The 17,274-nt window shown below is 69.0% G+C and carries 10 protein-coding genes; 3 read left to right on the forward strand and 7 right to left on the reverse strand.

Annotated features, from left to right (window positions below):
- The first annotated feature begins 146 nt into the window (after positions 1-146).
- Entirely contained in the window at positions 147-3,065 is a 2,919-nt protein-coding gene (locus PSPA7_RS09865) for a S8 family serine peptidase (protein WP_049792031.1), read from the forward strand.
- 4 nt (positions 3,066-3,069) lie between these two features.
- On the opposite strand, the gene PSPA7_RS09870 is transcribed toward PSPA7_RS09865, so the two are convergent.
- The 7 genes from PSPA7_RS09870 to PSPA7_RS09900 are packed head-to-tail and all read right to left on the reverse strand — an operon-like array spanning position 3,070 to position 11,002.
- The gene (locus tag PSPA7_RS09870) at positions 3,070-4,140 is read right to left on the reverse strand and encodes an alpha/beta hydrolase fold domain-containing protein (RefSeq protein WP_012075091.1); all 1,071 of its coding nucleotides are present in this window, start codon (positions 4,138-4,140) and stop codon (positions 3,070-3,072) included.
- A gap of 53 nt (positions 4,141-4,193) precedes the next feature.
- The gene (locus PSPA7_RS09875; RefSeq protein ID WP_012075092.1) at positions 4,194-5,825 is read right to left on the reverse strand and encodes a BatD family protein; all 1,632 of its coding nucleotides are present in this window, start codon (positions 5,823-5,825) and stop codon (positions 4,194-4,196) included.
- Positions 5,822-7,579 carry a VWA domain-containing protein gene (locus PSPA7_RS09880; RefSeq protein ID WP_012075093.1) on the reverse strand — a complete coding sequence of 586 codons (1,758 nt, stop codon included), beginning with the start codon at positions 7,577-7,579 and terminating at the stop codon, positions 5,822-5,824. The genes PSPA7_RS09875 and PSPA7_RS09880 overlap by 4 nt, the downstream gene beginning before the upstream one ends.
- Positions 7,576-8,589, reverse strand: coding sequence for a vWA domain-containing protein (locus PSPA7_RS09885; protein WP_012075094.1), 1,014 nt, complete (start codon positions 8,587-8,589; stop codon positions 7,576-7,578). The genes PSPA7_RS09880 and PSPA7_RS09885 overlap by 4 nt, the downstream gene beginning before the upstream one ends.
- Complete coding sequence (locus PSPA7_RS09890) at positions 8,582-9,076, reverse strand: DUF4381 domain-containing protein (RefSeq protein WP_003107434.1); 495 nt, start codon at positions 9,074-9,076, stop codon at positions 8,582-8,584. Before PSPA7_RS09890 ends, PSPA7_RS09885 begins: the two co-directional genes overlap by 8 nt.
- Positions 9,073-10,011 (reverse strand): DUF58 domain-containing protein, encoded by a 939-nt coding sequence (locus PSPA7_RS09895; RefSeq protein ID WP_012075095.1) that lies wholly within the window; start codon positions 10,009-10,011, stop codon positions 9,073-9,075. Before PSPA7_RS09895 ends, PSPA7_RS09890 begins: the two co-directional genes overlap by 4 nt.
- A gap of 10 nt (positions 10,012-10,021) precedes the next feature.
- Entirely contained in the window at positions 10,022-11,002 is a 981-nt protein-coding gene (locus tag PSPA7_RS09900) for an AAA family ATPase (protein ID WP_012075096.1), read from the reverse strand.
- Between the two features lie 338 nt (positions 11,003-11,340).
- Between PSPA7_RS09900 and PSPA7_RS09905 the strand changes: the two genes are divergently transcribed.
- Both PSPA7_RS09905 and gdhB read left to right on the forward strand, forming a co-directional pair.
- The gene (locus tag PSPA7_RS09905) at positions 11,341-12,111 is read left to right on the forward strand and encodes a hypothetical protein (RefSeq protein ID WP_012075097.1); all 771 of its coding nucleotides are present in this window, start codon (positions 11,341-11,343) and stop codon (positions 12,109-12,111) included.
- 266 nt (positions 12,112-12,377) lie between these two features.
- A complete protein-coding gene (gene gdhB / locus PSPA7_RS09910) occupies positions 12,378-17,240 on the forward strand; it encodes an NAD-glutamate dehydrogenase GdhB (protein WP_012075098.1) in 4,863 nt (1,620 codons plus the stop codon).
- The last annotated feature ends 34 nt before the right edge of the window (positions 17,241-17,274 follow it).

Genomic DNA, 17,274 nt, shown 5'->3' on the forward strand with positions numbered 1-17,274 from the left:
GCGGCCTTAAGCCTTTGTTAACCGCCTCGCGACTAGCGTGCAGCCCTGCTCGGGACGTTCCGCACGTGGACCGCAAAGGCGTGGCGCTCCCGAGCGGTCGCCGCAATGGGTGCGGTGGCCATTCGTTGAGCGGGGGTAGCTTTGCCATGTCGCGGACGACGCATTGGAAGGATTTTCGCAAGCGCGGGTTACGCACACTGGTGCCGCTGGGCGTTTCGCTGTCGCTGTCGCCTTGTGCGCTGGCCGAAATGCGGCCCAGCGGTTGGGAGCAGGACTTCATCGGCGTAGCGGAAGCACGCGGGCTGGGATTGACCGGCAAGGGCGTGGATGTCGGGGTGATCGACGGCGGGTTCCTTCCCGGTCACCCGGCTTTCGCCGGCCAGGCGATCTCTGCGCTGGCCAGCCGAGTGGTCATCGACGGCGAGGAAGTGCTCGCCGATCCCATGCAGCCGCTCTTCGAACGCGATGAGCAGAGCGGCGAAATACGGGTCGCCAGTCATGGCGCGAATGTCAGCGGAATCATCGCGGCCAGGGCGGAGACCATCGGCGATTTCAACTACCGCGGCGGCGTGGCGCCGCAGGTCAGGCTTTTCCAGGCGCAGTCGGATCCCAGCGAGGACATCGATGACGAGGGCGCCGACACAGGGGAAGAACCAGGCGCAGAGGCGAGCCCGTCCAGCCTGCTGCAACCGGGCAGCGAGGACCTCTTCCATGGCGCCCTGACCACCCTCTACCGGAGCGCGCCGAGGTTGCGGGTCATCAACAACAGCTACAACGACGATCCAATCGGCAATGACGCCGAGGCGGTGGATGCCGCCTATGCGGCGATCGATCCCGCGGCCCCGCATCCGTACCTGGGGGCCTTGGCCGACGGTGTGCACGAAGGGCGTCTGCTGGTGTTCGCGGCCGGCAACGAAAGCATCGCGCAGCCCGGCCTGCTCGCCACCTTGCCGCGCTTCATGCCCGAGCTGGAAAAGGGTTTCCTCAGCGTGGTCGCGCTGGGGCCGGACCGCGACCTCACCGACTATTCCAACCAGTGCGGGGTGACGCAGGAGTGGTGCCTGGCGGCGCCCGGCGACATGTACGTGGCCACGGCGAGCGGCTCCTCGGCCGAGGGCCTGACCTACCTCTATGACGACGAGAGCGGTACTTCCTACGCTGCGCCCCTGGTCAGCGCCAGCGCGGCGTTGCTGGCCGAGCGCTTTCCCTACATGGACATGGCGCAGGTACGCATGACTCTGCTGAGCACCGCTACCGATCTCGGCGAGCCCGGGGTCGACGCGCGTTTCGGCTGGGGCCTGCTGGACCTGGCCCGGGCGGTGCGGGGGCCGGGCCAACTGTTCGGCGACCAGCGGGTGACGCTGGACGCCGCCCGGGGCGGCTGGAACGCCAGGGATGTCTGGAGCAACGCTATCAGCGCCGGCGGCGTGCTCGCCAAGTCCGGCAGCGGCGCGCTGTTGCTGGCGGGCGACAATCGTTTCGCCGGGGTCGCGGTCGAGGAGGGCGAACTGGCCCTCGGCGGACGCAATCGCTTCTCCGCTGCCAGCGAGGTACGTGGCGGGCGCCTGGTGGTGGACGGCATCCTCGAAGGACCGCGGCTGAGCGTGGGTCGGGCCGGCGAATTGAGCGGTGGCGGCACCGTCGCCGCGCCAACCCGGATCGACGGTGTGCTCGTCGCCGACCGCGCGCCGGGCTTCACTCGCTCCCTGGAGCTGTCGCCATCCAGCACCACCCGGGTGGCCCTGGAAGGACAGCCGCCGATCCGTCTCGACGGCGCAGGCGCTTTCGCACGGTTGGGCGGGCGGCTGCAACTGACGACGGCCGATACCGCGGTGGGGGCGGAACAGAAGCTCCTGGCGGTCGCCCCGGGCGCCACCTACGTGGGCGGTTTCGCGGCCCTGCAGCAGGCGCCGGGCCTCGCCGAAAAAGGTTTGCGCCACGACCTGCGCTTCACCGCGGACGGCATCTCCCTCGCCCTGGCTCCGCTCGTCCTGCCCGGGCAGGCTGGGCTGCCGGGCAACGCCGGACGTACCGCGGCGGCGCTGAACGCTCTGCGCGACCAGCCCATCGCCCTGCGTGCCGGCGCCTACAACTCCTGGCTGCAAGCCAGCCTGTCTCGCGGCGACCTGGGTGGCTTGCAGCGTGGCGCCGGCGGCCAGGTGTACGCCGACAGCCTGGCGTACCTGAGCCGCCAGCCTGCACGGGTGGACCGCGCGATGTTCGGCGAACTGTCCCGGGCGCAGTCCGGCCAGGCACCGCGCTTGTGGTTCCAGGGACTCGCCGCCGGCCAGCGCAACCAGGGACGCGCGGGCGTCGCCGGTAGCCGCGAGCGCAGCGACGGGCTCGCCCTGGGCATGGTCCAGGCGTTCGGCGAACGTACCCGGGGCGGCGCGACGCTGGCGCAGACCAAGGGCCGGGTCGGCAGCGCCGGCGGCAAGGTCGAGCTGGACATCACCCAGCTCGCCGTGGGCTTGCTACACGCCTTCGACAGCCTGGAACAGGGCGGTTACGTCAGTGCCATGCTCGGCGCCGGCTACCTCGACGCCGCCAGCAAGCGGCGCCTGCCGGGCTTTGCCACGGCCAAGGGCGACAGCGAGGGCTGGCTCTACCACGCCAGCGTCAAGAGCGGCTACCGCTGGCGCAAGGACGATTGGTGGGTCGAGCCGCGGGTCGGCCTGCTGGCGACCCGCACGGAATGGAAAGGTTTCCGCGAAAAGCACAGCGAACTCGCGCTCGACGTCGATCGCGCAGCCCGAGGGGCGAGCTTCGGTACATTGGAAATGAGCGTCGCGCGCAGTCTGCGCCTGGGCGACTGGTCGGTGGAACCGGAGCTGGACCTGGGCTACGAACGCGCCCTGCGAGCGCCGGCAAGCCATGGCGATGCGAGACTGCAAGGCATCGCCCTGAAGCAGGTCTCGGCCAGCCGGGCGCGCGACCTGTTCCGCGCGGGCCTGGCGCTGCATGCCCGTCGCGGTCCTTTGCTGGGCAGTCTGGAATTGCAGGGAGCGAAGGGCGAGCGGGTCGCCAGCAGCGCCGTCAACCTGCGATTGAGCTACGACTTCTAGGCACTTACTTGAGCACCTTGAGCGGTTTCACCGGCGTGCCGTCGCTCCACTGGCCCATGCCGGTCTGTTCCGGCGTATCGCCGAGGGCGTACTGGCGGTTGCGCTTGTAGAAGGCGGCGTCGGTGAGGCCGTCGAACAGCTTCCAGGTGCCGTACCAGTCGAGGGCGTCGATCACCAGCGGGTCGTGGCCGGTATAGCGGCCTTCGGCCCGCTGGTCCTCGAGGCGTTTCTCGACGCGGTCGAGCAGCCAGTCGCTGTCTTCTTCCTTCGGATACTGCGGGCCGAACACCGGCGCGGTGGGCGCGGCGTGGTTGGCCAGCAGCGGCGGGCTGCCGTGACGGTCGCTGCGTAGCAGCAGGAGGTTCTTGTCGCTGGCCGGGATGTTCCGGCTCTGGCGGTAGATGCGCCTGGCGTCGGTGCAGGCCACATGGCTGTCCTCGTCGCCGCAGACGGCCAGCAGCAGGGTGCCCTTGGCCAGCCCCGAGAGGCGTTCCTGGGTGACGCCGTCCCAGCGCTTGCCCTGGCTCCTGCCCGGCTCGACCACCATCAGCGCCTTCGCCGCCGGCAGCTTCAGGCGTTCGCTGGCGGCCGCCAGGTTGGCGGCGAGCAGGCCGCCGGCGGAGTGGCCGAGATAGGCCACCTGGTTCAGCCGCGGGCGCACGCCCAGCTCGCCAGCCTGCAGGCGTCTGAGGGCGTCGCCGAGGGCGGCCGTGGCGTTGCCGAGGAACTCCGCGTTGGGCGTCTTCAGGCTGGGCTGGTAGCGCGGATAGACCAGCACCGCGCCACGCCGGACGATATGGTCGATCCAGGCGCGGTAGAGGTCCGGCTGCATCACGCTCCAGCCGTGCAGGAAGACCACCAGCGGGGCGTTGCCGGGCACTGGCTGCTCGGGGGTGAAGACCCAGTATTCGTTGGCGCCTTCGCCGAAATGCCACTGGTGCACGCTGGCATGGCGATAGGCCGCGCCGCCGGGACCCTCGGCCGGCTGTTGCGGCGGCGTGGGCGGCTCGGTGGCCGCCGCGAGATGACAGGAGAGCAGGCCGCACAGGGCGAGGAACAGTGAGCGGAAGCGCATGCGGGTCCTCCTGCGCAATCGAAACGTCGTGGCAGACCTAACCATAGCGCTGTTCAGCGTGGGTAGAGCGGTGGCAGGCCGCCGTTATCGACCGTCCCCGCCGGTGCTTGTTCCGCCGCCGGCAGGGCACGGATCGCCCGCCACAGGTCCTCGCCCTGCCAGGAATGGCCGCTTTCGCTGTACAACGCGCCATTGAGCCCGTCCAGGGCATCGGACAGCGGCACGAAACGCGCCGCCATGTCGGCCAGGGTGTCGGGCTGCTGGCGGGCCCAGGCGTCGAGGGCCTGACGGGTCGCCTGCGGATCGTTGGCCAGGCAGGCGCGGCGCAGCTCGTCGAGCAGGCTGCGGCTGCTCGGGCCGTTGGCCGCGGCACGGATCACCGCCGGCAGCTGGCGGGCGCGCCACCACAGGGCGAAGCCGAGCAGGCTGGTCAGGGCCAGCGCGGCGGTAGCCAACTGCCAGGGCCAGAGGGTCGGTTCGAGGCGTTCGCCGAGCGCCACTGGCGGCGCCTGGGTTTCCGCCTCGGCCTGCGGCGCGGCGGCGACCTCCAGGGTACGTGCTGGCAGGCTGGTTCGTTCCAGGCGATCCTCGCGGGTGTTCCACCAGACCACCTCGAGTGCCGGCAGTTCGATCCGTCCGGCCTGTTCCGGCACCAGCGCCTCGCGTTCCTCGCGGCTACCGATCAGGCCCTGGTCGGTGCTCTGGTCGGCCAGTTGCGGCTGGTCCGGATAGCGTCGCAGGCCCTGCACGTCGGGCAGCGGCAGCGGCGGGAGCTGGGTGCCGGAAAGCCCTTCGACCTTCAGCAGTACGTTGCGCGTCAGCGATTCGCCGACCTGCGCCTGTTCCGGCTGCGGACTCCAGCTTTCGCTGATGCTCAGCGCGCGGGCCGGCATCCACGGGACGTCGGCCGGATAGTCGGCCGGCTTCGGCCGGACCAGCAGCGGGATGCTCGGCGAAGTCACCCGCATCTGCCGCCCCGGGCGCGGGCCGAAGGGGTTGTAGTCGTCGTCGCCGCGGTCGACCAGGGTGGCGCTGAAGGCCTGCGCGGGAATGACCAGGGCGCCGCTCTTCTGCGGGAAGATCGCGTAGCGCACCTCTATCACGCCATGTCGGATACCGTTGAGCTCCTTCTCGTAGGTACGCGCCTCGCCGAGCTGCTCGACCTTGGCATCGTTCATCGCCAGCGGGGTCAGGCTGCTGTCGTCGTACAGCGAGACCGAGTGGTAGATGCGCAGGGTGAGGATCACCTGGGCCTGCACGTAGACCTTTTCCTGGTCGACGCTGGCGTCGATGAACACCGGCGCCAGCTTGCTGCCCTTGGCGCTGTCGCGGGCTGCCAGCACGTGCAGGCGGATCGGCTGGGTGCTGCTGGCGCCGAGGCTGATCGGCGGGATCGCCAGGTAGCCGCTCTGTTTCGGCAGCAGGGTGACGATCCAGCGGGTGGTGGCCTGGGCCCGGCCGTTCTGCGTGGCGAGGCGGTTGACCTGGCGCGTGCCGAGGACTTCGAAAAGGGTATCCAGCGGGCTCAGGTCGGGCTTGCCGAAGAGGGTCGGATCGTCCGACTCCAGGGTCAGTTCGACGCTTTCCCCCTCGGTCAGCCGCGCACGGTCGACGCTGGCGTTGAAGCTGGCCTGCGCCGGCACGGCGAGGAGGACGAGAAGCAGGCTGCAGAACAGGCGGATCATGGCGTGGCTTCCTGGCGTTGCTGCTGTTGGTACCAGAACTTGCGCCGCAGCAGCTCGGCGGGGTCGTCGGGAATCTGTCGCAGCCATTGCTCGAGGGCCTGGCGGCGTTCGTCGTCGAGGCCGTCGGCGGCTTCGTCGTCGCCCTGGCGGCCAGTGTCGTCGGCTTGCGCTTGCGCCTCGCCGGTAGCGCCGGCGGTCTTCCCGTCCTCGTCTTCCGGCAGGCGGGTCGAAGGTGCGGCGGCCTGGGCCTTCTGCGCATCGACGGTGGCCGCGTCGCGCGGAGGCCGCTGGCTGCTTCCGGATGGCGGGTTCTGCTGACTCGCCTCCTGGCGCTGTTCGTTGTTCTCGCCGGTCTGCTGCTGCGCTGCCTGCTCCTGGCGTTGGCGCAACAGCTCCTCGACCAGGGCCTTGTTGCGCTGCGCCGCGGCCAGTCGCGGCTGGCGTTCCAGCGCCTGTTCGTAGGCGTCGAGGGCGGCTTCCAGTTCGCCCTGGCGGGCGAGGGCGTTACCGCGGTTGTAATGGTCGGCGGCCTGGTCGCCCCGGGCGAAGGCTTGCGCGGCCGCGGCGTAGTCGCGGGCCTGGTAGAGCGCCTGGCCCTTCCAGCGGAAATCCTCGAAGCGCTTCGCCGCCTCGGCCGCCTGGCCCTGTTGCAGCAGGCGCTGGCCCTGCTGGTCGGGGCGCCGCCAGAGGTCCTCGAAGTCAAAGGCCTGCGCCGGCTGCGGCAGGCTCAGCGCCAGCAGCGGCAGGCAGAACAGCCAGCCGCGGCGGCCGGCGCAGGCGGCCAGCAGGAGCAGCGGCAGGAGCAGCCAATAACCCTGGTCGGCCCAGCGTTGCAGGCGCAACAGGGCGTTCTCGCGATCTTCCTCCAGTGTCCCGCCGCGGGACAGCAGGCCGAGGCTGTCGAGGTCGCGGTCGTTCGGCCGCAGGCGCTGGTAGCCGGCGCCGATCTCCGCGGCGAAGCGGCGCAGCCCGCTTTCGTCGAGCCTGGGCAGGAGGATGCCGCCCTGGTCGTCCTTGAGGAAGCTGCCGTCTTCCTGCTGTACCGGCGCGCCTTTCGGCGTGCCGACGCCGAGCACGGCGAGGCGCGCCGCGCGGTGGCCGAGGGCGCTGCGGATACCGTGCCGCTCCTGTTCGCTCAGGTCGCTGGCGAGCAGCAGCAGGCGACCGCTGCCCTGGGCGCCCTGTTCCAGCAGGTCGAGGGCCTGGCGCACGGCGAGGTCGGCGCGCTGGCCGGGCTCGGGCATGATCGACGGCTTCACCGCGTCCAGCAGGTTGCGCGCGGTGAGCAGGTCGTCCGACAACGGCACCAGGGTGTGCGCGCTGCCGGCATAGACGACGATCGCGGTCTGGGCGTCGTGGCGCCCCCGCAGCAGGTCGAGGAGCTTGCGCCGGGCCTGTTCCAGGCGGCTCGGCGAGAGGTCGCCAGCGAGCATCCCGGGGGTCAGCTGGAGGATCGCCACCAGCGGATCGCTGCGCTTCATCGAGGGCTGTTCCAGTTGCTGCCAACTGGGCCCGAGCAAGGCCAGCAGGGCCAGCAGCCAGGCGATGCCGAGGCAGATCCAGGGCGTGCGGTTCTGCCGCCCGGCACCGCCGACCAGCAGCCAGGGCTGGAAGGACGTCGGCAGCAGCAGTTGCCAGCGTCCGGCGCGACGCTGGCGGTGCAGCAACCTCCACAGCAACCAGGCGAGCGGCGGCGCCAGCAGCAGCCAGTAGGGGCGCAGCCAGTGCGGCCAGGCTTCGAGCAGCAGGTTCATGGCTGTCTCCGGCGAGGCCAGCGCCAGTTTTCCCGCGGCCAGAGCTCCAGCGCCACCAGCAGCACGCTCAGGGCCAGGGCGGCGGCCAGCGGCCAGCTGTAGAGTGCCACTGCCGGGCGCGCCCGGGTGGTCTGCTGGGCGACCGGCTCGAGGCGGTCGAGGGTCGCGGAGATGCTTTCCAGCTCGGCGCTGGAGCGCGCGCGAAAGTATTCGCCGCCGGTAGTCTCGGCGATCCCGCGCAGGACCGGTTCGTCGAGGTCGAGCCCGGGGTTGAGGCCGAACAGGCCGATGACGCCGCCCTGTTGCGGGTCGGCGCCGATGCCGATGGTGTAGATCTTCACCCGCTCCTCGGCGGCCAGGCGCGCGGCGGTCTGTGGCGAGATCTGCCCGCCGGTGTTGGCGCCGTCGGTGATCAGCACCAGCACCCGGCTTTCCGCCGGGCGCTGGCGCAGGCGCTTGAGCGCCAGGCCGATGGCGTCGCCGATCGCGGTATTCTTCCCGGCGATGCCGATCTGCGCCTCGTCCAGCCAGACCCGCACGGTGTGTCGGTCGAAGGTCAGCGGCGCCTGCAGGTAGGCCTGGCTGCCGAACAGGATCAGGCCGACGCGGTCGCCGCGACGGCCTTCGATGAAGTCGCCGAAGAGTTTCTTGACCAGTTCCAGGCGGCTGATCTCGTCGTCCTGCCAGCGCATGTCGCGGTAGTCCATGGAACCGGAGACATCCACCGCGAGCAGCAGGTCGCGGCCGCTGGCGGGTAGTGGCAGGGGTTCGCCGACCCACTGCGGGCGGGCTGCGGCGAGCAGCAGGAGTAACCAGAGCAGGGCGAAGCGCGCCTGCTGCCGCCAGGCCGGCAGGCGTGCGCGGGCGCGGCGCCCGGCGAGGTCTTCGAGTTCGTCGAGGAAGCTCACCTTGAGCGCCGCCTCGCCGCTGTCGGCGGCCGGCAGCAGCAGGCGCAGCAGCCAGGGCAACGGGGCGAGGGCGAAGACCCAGGGCCAGGCGAATTCAAACATGCTTGCGGATCCAGGTGGCGACGGCGGCGTCGAGGCCGTCCACGGCCTTGTCGTCGAGGGTGCAGTCGGCGCGGTAGCCGCCCTCCACCAGGATCATCCAGCGGGTCAGGCCGGCGGCCGGGCAACGGTTGTCGAGGAACGCCAGCCAGGCGCGGCCACTGAGCGCGTGGCTGCCGCTGTCCGGCCAGCGCGCCCGGCAGACGCGCTTGAGCAGGCCATTGATGGCTTGCAGCCAGGGCCCGGCGGAAGCCCTGCCGTAGGGTTTGGCGAGCGCGGCCAGCTCGGCCAGGGCCGCTTCGCGCAGCGGATCCAGCGGCGCTTCGCCGCGGGTGGCGATGGTGCGCCGCGGCAGGTGCCGGCGCAGTCGCCAGAGCCCCCAGCCGAGCAACGGCAGCAGGGCGGCCAGCAGCCACCAGCCAGGCGCCGGGGGCCACCAGCCGACGGGCGGGGGAGCGATCAGCGGCTCCAGCCGGTCGAGCGGATTCATGCGCGATACCCCGGCTGGTGTTGTTCCAGCAGGTCCCGCAACTGCTCTACCAGGTCTTCCCGGGTGGACAGCGGCAGCAGCGGCACGCCCAGTCGCTGGGCCAGGCGTTGCCAGCGCGCGCGGCGCACCTCGGCCAGGTCGCGATAGGCCTGGCGCAGATCGTCGGCGTGGGTGTCCAGCTCGAGGTCGGCGGCGCCTTCGCGGAAACGCAGCAGTCCGGCGGCGGGCAGGGCATGGTCGAGCGGGTCGGACAGCGGCAGCAGCACCAGGTCGGTATGGCGTGCGATCAGGCTGAGCTGCTGCTCGGCGACGTCATTGAGGGTACGCTCGTCGCACAGCACCAGGATCAGGCTGCCCGGGCGCAGCACTTCGCGGGCGCGGCGCAGGGCCAGGCCGAACAGTTCGCCGGGCTGCTCCGCCGGCGCCTCGCGCAGTTCGCGGTTGGCCCGCAGCAGCTGGTTGAACAGTTGCAGCAGGCTGTGCTTGCTGCGTCGCGGCTTGATCTCGTGGCAGTCGCGGTCGTTGAATACCAGGCCGCCGATGCGATCGTTGTGGGCCAGCGCCGACCAGCCGATGAAGGCCGCCGCGCGCGCGGCCAGCACTGCCTTGAAGCACAGGCCGGAGCCGAAGAACAGGCGCTGGCTCTGCTCGACGAGGACGAACACCGGACGCTCGCGTTCCTCGTGGAACAGCTTGGTGTGCGGCTCGCGGGTGCGCGCGGTGACGCGCCAGTCGATGGTGCGCACGTCGTCGCCGGGCTGGTAGATGCGCACCTGGTCGAAGTCCACGCCGCGGCCGCGCAGGCGCGAGTGATGCAGCCCGACCAGCGGGCTGCGGCGGTTCTGCGAGGCGAACAGGCGCGCCTCGTGCAGGCGGTGGCGCATCTCCAGCAGTTCGTCGAGGCCCAACTCGACACCGGGGGCGGTGTTCAGCATGGCGGCGGCCTCAGGCCACGGCGACCACGTCGAGGATGCGCTGCACCACCCGGTCCTGGTCGATGCCGGCGGCTTCCGCCTCGAAGGTCAGAATCAGTCGATGGCGCAGCACGTCGAACAGCACCGCCTGGATGTCCTCGGGGCTGACGAAGTCGCGTCCGGCCAGCCAGGCGTGGGCTCGCGCGCAGCGGTCGAGGGCGATGGAGCCGCGCGGGCTGGCGCCGTAGGAGATCCATTCGGCCAGTTCCGCGTCGTGCTTGGCCGGGGTGCGGGTGGCCATGATCAGTTGCACCAGGTATTCCTCCACCGCGTCGGCCATGTACAGGCCGAGGATTTCCTGGCGCGCGGCGAAGATGGTTTCCTGGGTCACCCGGCGCTCCGGCCGCGCCTCGCCGTGCAGCGCCTCGCCACGGGCCTGCTGGAGGATGCGGCGTTCCACCGAGGCTTCCGGGTAGCCGATCTTGACGTGCATGAGGAAGCGGTCGAGCTGGGCCTCCGGCAGCGGGTAGGTGCCTTCCTGCTCGATCGGGTTCTGCGTCGCCATCACCAGAAACAGCTGTGGCAGGTCGTAGGTGCTGCGACCAACCGAGACCTGGCGCTCGGCCATGGCTTCGAGCAGCGCCGACTGGACCTTGGCCGGGGCACGGTTGATCTCGTCGGCCAGCACCAGGTGGTGGAAGATCGGTCCCTGCTGGAACACGAAGGTGCCGGTTTCCGGACGGTAGATCTCGGTGCCGGTGATGTCGGCGGGGAGCAGGTCGGGGGTGAACTGGATACGGTGGAACTCGGCCTCCAGGCCCTCGGCGAGGTCCTTGATGGCCTTGGTCTTGGCCAGCCCCGGGGCGCCTTCCACCAGCAGGTGGCCGTCGGCGAGCAGGGCGATCAGCAGGCGGTCGACGAGTTTTTCCTGGCCGAGGATCTGGCTCGACAGGTAGCCTTTCAGTCCCTGCAGGGCGCTCTTGTGCTGCGTGCTTTCTGGCTCGTTGCTCATTGTCTGGACTACCGGTTCCAAGGCCTGGTGGGGGTGTCGCTCGGTGGCGCACGGCGAGGCCGGCGCGCGAGGGCGGGAAAGGCTCCGCTCTGCGGCGGATGACGCTCCCCGATCCGGCACATGTTAGCGCACGGCGACTGCCTAGCGTACTCTCCGACGCGCGTGCCGCGCCTATTCGTGAACCCGCGCGGATATGCCGGTGAAAAGCTCCCGGTTCTCGCCGTGACCTGCCACGCGAAGCGCGGCGGATCGACGCGCCCGGGGAACTTCGCCGGCGCTGGCGGGTCGGTTTCCGCGAAGCGAACAGCGAATGGACAGAGCGTTTGTCAGGAGCGACATTGCCGGGGATTGCCCGGCGCAAGGGGGAGGGCCGCGCCCGGCATGGGTGGCGGCGCTGGATCGGCGGGCTGTTGTTGTTGCTCGGCGCGCTCGTCAGCGGATGTTCGAACGCGCCGCGCAACGCCGCCGGCGAGGACACCAGCCAGGGCTCGATGCGTGCCGGCGAATTTCTCCAGACCGATGCCGATCGCATGGCCACCCTGGCCATGCGCGACAACCTGCAAAGCCTCTACCAGTTGCTCTGGAAGCTGTACAAGCGCAATCCCGCCGAATGGAAGAAGACCGGCCTGCCGAGCCAGGCCGACGCCGAGCTGGCGATCCGCCGCGCCATCGAGCAGAACCGCGAGCTCAGCGACCTCGGCGGGCGCCGCGACATCGCCGCGCTGTCCTATTCCCTCGATCCGGCGTTCAAGGGAGACCGCGTCGGCGCCTTCATCTATTCCCTGGCCAGCATGCTGATCACCGCCCATGGCGGGCGCACCGAGTTCTACGTCTACCAGGGGATCGACGCGCAATATGTCTACAACGCCGCGCGCAACGTCGAGGTCGCCACCTGGATGCTGGCTACCCGCAAGGACGACAAGGGTGCGCCGCTGCTGCTTTCCAATGCGCTCACCGACGACACCAGCAACCTCAGCTACGCGCGCGAGTTCGCCAAGATCGTCGCGCGCCTGGACCTGCTCGCCGAGGTCCTCGGCGAACGCTACCGGCGGATCAGCGTGAACTACGCCCAGGGCCTGCTGTTCATGCATTTCCTGCCGGTGCAGTGAGACGATGCTCCCGGGGTGAACGAATATGTCGCAGCTTGGTAAGTGTTTTGCCTTGCCGCCTCGTTAAGCTCTGTCGGATATGACTGGCGGGTCGCCCGGCGAAAGGGCGGTTCCCGGTCAGCCTTTGCTGTGCGCCTGCCTGGATTAATGCTCAGCTTCTGCTGAACTTCATGGACGCAGCGAGGGTCGGTCCGAAGGTGCGTTGCTCGCGTCCTTTCCGCGAACCGCTCGCCTCCATGAAATGACAAGCCAAGCGGAGTACAACCATGGCGTTCTTCACCGCGGCCAGCAAAGCCGATTTCCAGCATCAACTGCAATCGGCCCTGGCGCAGCACCTCGGCGACAAGGCGTTACCACAAGTCACGCTGTTCGCCGAACAGTTCTTCAGCCTGATCTCCCTCGACGAACTGACCCAGCGGCGGCTCTCCGACCTGGTCGGTTGCACCCTGTCCGCCTGGCGCCTGCTGGAGCGCTTCGACCGCGACCAGCCCGAAGTCCGCGTCTACAACCCCGATTATGAAAAGCACGGCTGGCAATCCACCCACACTGCGGTGGAGGTGCTGCACCCGGACCTGCCGTTCCTGGTCGACTCGGTACGCATGGAGCTGAACCGCCGCGGCTACAGCATCCACACCCTGCAGACCAACGTCCTCAGCGTGCGCCGCTCGGCCAAGGGCGAGCTGAAGGAGGTCCTGCCCAAGGGTACCCAGGGCAAGGACGTCAGCCAGGAATCGCTGATGTACCTGGAGATCGACCGTTGCGCCAACGCCGGCGAACTGCGCGTGCTGGAGAAGGCCATCCTGGAGGTGCTCGGCGAGGTGCGGGTCACCGTCGCCGACTTCGAGCCGATGAAGGCCAAGGCCCGCGAATTGCTGGCCTGGCTGGGCAAGGCGAAGCTGAAGGTGCCGGCGGAGGAACTGAAGGAAGTACGCAGCTACCTGGAATGGCTGCTGGACAACCACTTCACCTTCCTCGGCTACGAGGAATTCACCGTCGCCGACGAGGGCGGCGGCGGTCGCATGGTCTACGACGAGAAGTCCTTCCTCGGCCTGACCCGCCTGCTGCGCGCCGGGCTGAGCAAGGACGACCTGCACATCGAGGACTACGCCGTCGCCTACCTGCGCGAACCGCTGCTGCTGTCCTTCGCCAAGGCCGCCCATCCGAGCCGCGTGCACCGTCCGGCCTACCCGGACTACGTGTCGATCCGCGAACTGGACGGCAAGGGTCGGGTGATCCGCGAATGCCGCTTCATGGGCCTGTTCACTTCCTCGGTGTACAACGAGAGCGTCAACGACATTCCCTTCATCCGCGGCAAGGTCGCCGAAGTGGTGCGCCGTTCCGGCTTCGACACCAAGGCCCACCTCGGCAAGGAACTGGCCCAGGTGCTGGAGGTACTGCCGCGCGACGACCTGTTCCAGACCCCGGTGGACGAGCTGTTCAGCACTGCCATGGCGATCGTGCGGATCCAGGAACGCAACAAGATCCGCGTGTTCCTGCGCAAGGATCCCTACGGACGCTTCTGCTACTGCCTGGCCTATGTGCCGCGTGACGTCTACTCCACCGAGACGCGGCTGAAGATCCAGCAGGTCCTGATGGAGCGCCTGCAGGCCAGCGACTGCGAGTTCTGGACCTTCTTCTCCGAGTCGGTGCTGGCGCGCGTGCAGTTCATCCTCCGCGTCGATCCGAAGGTGCGTATCGACATCGACCCGGCGCGCCTGGAGGAAGAAGTGATCCAGGCCTGCCGTTCCTGGCAGGACGACTATGCCGGCCTGGTGGTGGAGAACCTCGGCGAGGCCAAGGGCACCAGCGTGCTGGCCGACTTCCCGAAAGGCTTCCCGGCCGGCTACCGCGAGCGCTTCGCCCCGCACTTCGCGGTGGTCGACCTGCAGCACCTGCTCAGCCTGTCCGAACAGCGTCCGCTGGTGATGAGCTTCTACCAGCCGCTGGCGCAGGGCGAGCAGCAGCTGCACTGCAAGCTGTACCACGCCGACACCCCGCTGGCCCTGTCCGACGTCCTGCCGATCCTGGAGAACCTCGGACTGCGCGTGCTCGGCGAATTCCCCTATCGCCTGCGCCACCAGAACGGCCGCGAGTACTGGATCCACGACTTCGCCTTCACCTATGCCGAAGGCCTGGACGTGGACATCCAGCAGCTCAACGAGATCCTCCAGGACGCCTTCGTCCACATCGTCAGCGGCGACGCCGAGAACGATGCCTTCAACCGCCTGGTGCTGACCGCCAACCTGCCGTGGCGCGACGTCGCCCTGCTGCGCGCCTATGCGCGCTACCTGAAGCAGATCCGCCTGGGCTTCGACCTCGGCTACATCGCCAGCGCGCTGAACGCCCACACCGACATCGCCCGCGAGCTGGTGCGGCTGTTCAAGACTCGCTTCTACCTGGCGCGCAAGCTCACCGCGGAAGACCTGGAAGACAAGCAGCAGAAGCTCGAGCAGGCGATCCTCGGTGCCCTCGACGAAGTCCAGGTGCTCAACGAAGACCGCATCCTGCGGCGCTATCTCGACCTGATCAAGGCGACCCTGCGCACCAACTTCTACCAGCCCGACGGCAACGGCCAGAACAAGAGCTATTTCAGCTTCAAGTTCAACCCGAAGGCCATCCCGGAACTGCCCAGGCCGGTGCCCAAGTACGAGATCTTCGTCTACTCGCCGCGCGTCGAGGGCGTGCACCTGCGCGGCGGCAAGGTGGCTCGCGGCGGTTTGCGCTGGTCGGACCGCGAGGAAGACTTCCGCACCGAGGTGCTCGGCCTGGTCAAGGCCCAGCAGGTGAAGAACGCCGTGATCGTGCCGGTCGGCGCCAAGGGCGGCTTCGTCCCGCGCCGCCTGCCGCTGGGCGGTAGCCGCGACGAGATCCAGGCCGAGGCGATCGCCTGCTACCGGATCTTCATCTCCGGCCTGCTCGATATCACCGACAACCTCAAGGAAGGCGAAGTGGTGCCGCCGGCCAACGTGGTCCGCCACGACGAGGACGATCCCTACCTGGTGGTCGCCGCGGACAAGGGCACCGCGACTTTCTCCGACATCGCCAACGGCATCGCCGCCGAGTACGGCTTCTGGCTCGGCGACGCCTTCGCCTCCGGTGGTTCCGCCGGCTACGACCACAAGGGCATGGGGATTACCGCCAAGGGCGCCTGGGTCAGCGTGCAGCGGCACTTCCGCGAGCGCGGCATCGACGTGCAGAAGGACAACATCAGCGTCATCGGCATCGGCGACATGGCCGGCGACGTGTTCGGCAATGGCCTGCTGATGTCGGACAAGCTGCAACTGGTGGCTGCCTTCAACCACATGCATATCTTCATCGACCCGAACCCGGACGCCGCCAGCAGCTTCGTCGAGCGCCAGCGCCTGTTCAACCTGCCGCGTTCGAGCTGGGCCGACTACGACGCCAAGCTGATCTCCGCCGGCGGCGGGATCTTCCTGCGCAGCGCCAAGAGCATCGCCATCACCCCGGAGATGAAGGCGCGCTTCGACATCCAGGCCGACAGGCTGGCGCCCACCGAGCTGATCCACGCGCTGCTCAAGGCACCGGTCGACCTGCTCTGGAACGGCGGCATCGGCACCTACGTGAAGTCGAGCAAGGAAACCCACGCCGATGTCGGCGACAAGGCCAACGACGGCCTGCGCGTCGACGGCCGCGAGCTGCGCGCGAAGGTGGTGGGCGAGGGCGGCAACCTGGGCATGACCCAGCTGGCGCGAGTCGAGTTCGGCCTGCACGGCGGCGCCAACAACACCGACTTCATCGACAACGCCGGTGGCGTGGACTGCTCCGACCACGAGGTCAACATCAAGATCCTGCTCAACGAAGTGGTGCAGGCCGGCGACATGACCGAAAAGCAGCGCAACGCGCTGCTGGTGAAGATGACCGATGCGGTCGGCGCCCTGGTGCTGGGCAACAACTACAAGCAGACCCAGGCGCTGTCCCTGGCGCAACGCCGCGCCCGCGAGCGGATTGCCGAGTACAGGCGGCTGATGGGTGACCTCGAGGCGCGCGGCAAGCTCGATCGCGCCCTGGAGTTCCTGCCTTCCGACGAGGAACTGGCGGAGCGCATCAGCGCCGGCCAGGGGCTGACCCGCGCCGAGCTGTCGGTGCTGATCTCCTACAGCAAGATCGACCTCAAGGAGTCGCTGCTGAAGTCGCTGGTGCCGGACGACGACTACCTGACCCGCGACATGGAGACCGCCTTCCCGGCATTGCTGGCGGAGAAGTTCGGTGACGCCATGCGCCGCCATCGCCTGAAGCGCGAGATCGTCAGCACGCAGATCGCCAACGACCTGGTCAACCATATGGGCATCACCTTCGTGCAGCGCCTGAAGGAGTCCACCGGCATGAGCGCGGCCAACGTCGCCGGAGCCTACGTGATCGTCCGCGACGTGTTCCACCTGCCGCACTGGTTCCGCCAGATCGAGAACCTCGACTACCAGGTGCCGGCGGACATCCAGCTGACCCTGATGGACGAACTCATGCGTCTCGGTCGCCGCGCCACCCGCTGGTTCCTCCGCAGCCGCCGCAACGAGCTGGACGCGGCGCGCGACGTGGCCCACTTCGGGCCGCGCATCGCCGCCCTCGGCCTGAAGCTCAACGAGCTGCTCGAAGGTCCGACCCGCGAACTGTGGCAGGCGCGCTACCAGAACTACGTCGATGCCGGCGTGCCGGAGCTGCTGGCGCGCATGGTCGCCGGTACCAGCCACCTGTACACCCTGCTGCCGATCATCGAGGCGTCCGACGTCACCGGCCAGGACACCGCGGAAGTGGCCAAGGCCTACTTCGCCGTGGGCAGCGCGCTGGACCTGACCTGGTACCTGCAGCAGATCACCAACCTGCCGGTGGAGAACAATTGGCAGGCGCTGGCCCGCGAGGCATTCCGCGACGATCTCGACTGGCAGCAGCGGGCGATCACCGTCTCGGTGCTGCAGATGCAGGACGGTCCGAAGGAGGTCGAGGCGCGCGTCGGCCTGTGGCTGGAGCAGCACCTGCCGCTGGTCGAGCGCTGGCGGGCGATGCTGGTCGAGCTGCGCGCCGCGGCGGGCACCGACTATGCCATGTATGCGGTGGCCAACCGTGAATTGATGGACCTGGCGCAGAGCAACCAGCACGGCGTCTGCATCCCCTGACGTCGATCCCGGTAGCACCCGAGCCCCGCTTCGT

The organism is Pseudomonas paraeruginosa PA7, from assembly GCF_000017205.1.
GTDB lineage: Bacteria > Pseudomonadota > Gammaproteobacteria > Pseudomonadales > Pseudomonadaceae > Pseudomonas > Pseudomonas paraeruginosa.

Coding starts and splice junctions, on each gene's coding strand:
- PSPA7_RS09865 (WP_049792031.1), top strand. CDS start 147: ATGTCGCGGACGACGCATTGGAAGGATTTTCGCAAGCGCGGGTTACGC.
- PSPA7_RS09870 (WP_012075091.1), bottom strand. CDS start 4,140: ATGCGCTTCCGCTCACTGTTCCTCGCCCTGTGCGGCCTGCTCTCCTGT.
- PSPA7_RS09875 (WP_012075092.1), bottom strand. CDS start 5,825: ATGATCCGCCTGTTCTGCAGCCTGCTTCTCGTCCTCCTCGCCGTGCCG.
- PSPA7_RS09880 (WP_012075093.1), bottom strand. CDS start 7,579: ATGAACCTGCTGCTCGAAGCCTGGCCGCACTGGCTGCGCCCCTACTGG.
- PSPA7_RS09885 (WP_012075094.1), bottom strand. CDS start 8,589: ATGTTTGAATTCGCCTGGCCCTGGGTCTTCGCCCTCGCCCCGTTGCCC.
- PSPA7_RS09890 (WP_003107434.1), bottom strand. CDS start 9,076: ATGAATCCGCTCGACCGGCTGGAGCCGCTGATCGCTCCCCCGCCCGTC.
- PSPA7_RS09895 (WP_012075095.1), bottom strand. CDS start 10,011: ATGCTGAACACCGCCCCCGGTGTCGAGTTGGGCCTCGACGAACTGCTG.
- PSPA7_RS09900 (WP_012075096.1), bottom strand. CDS start 11,002: ATGAGCAACGAGCCAGAAAGCACGCAGCACAAGAGCGCCCTGCAGGGA.
- gdhB (WP_012075098.1), top strand. CDS start 12,378: ATGGCGTTCTTCACCGCGGCCAGCAAAGCCGATTTCCAGCATCAACTG.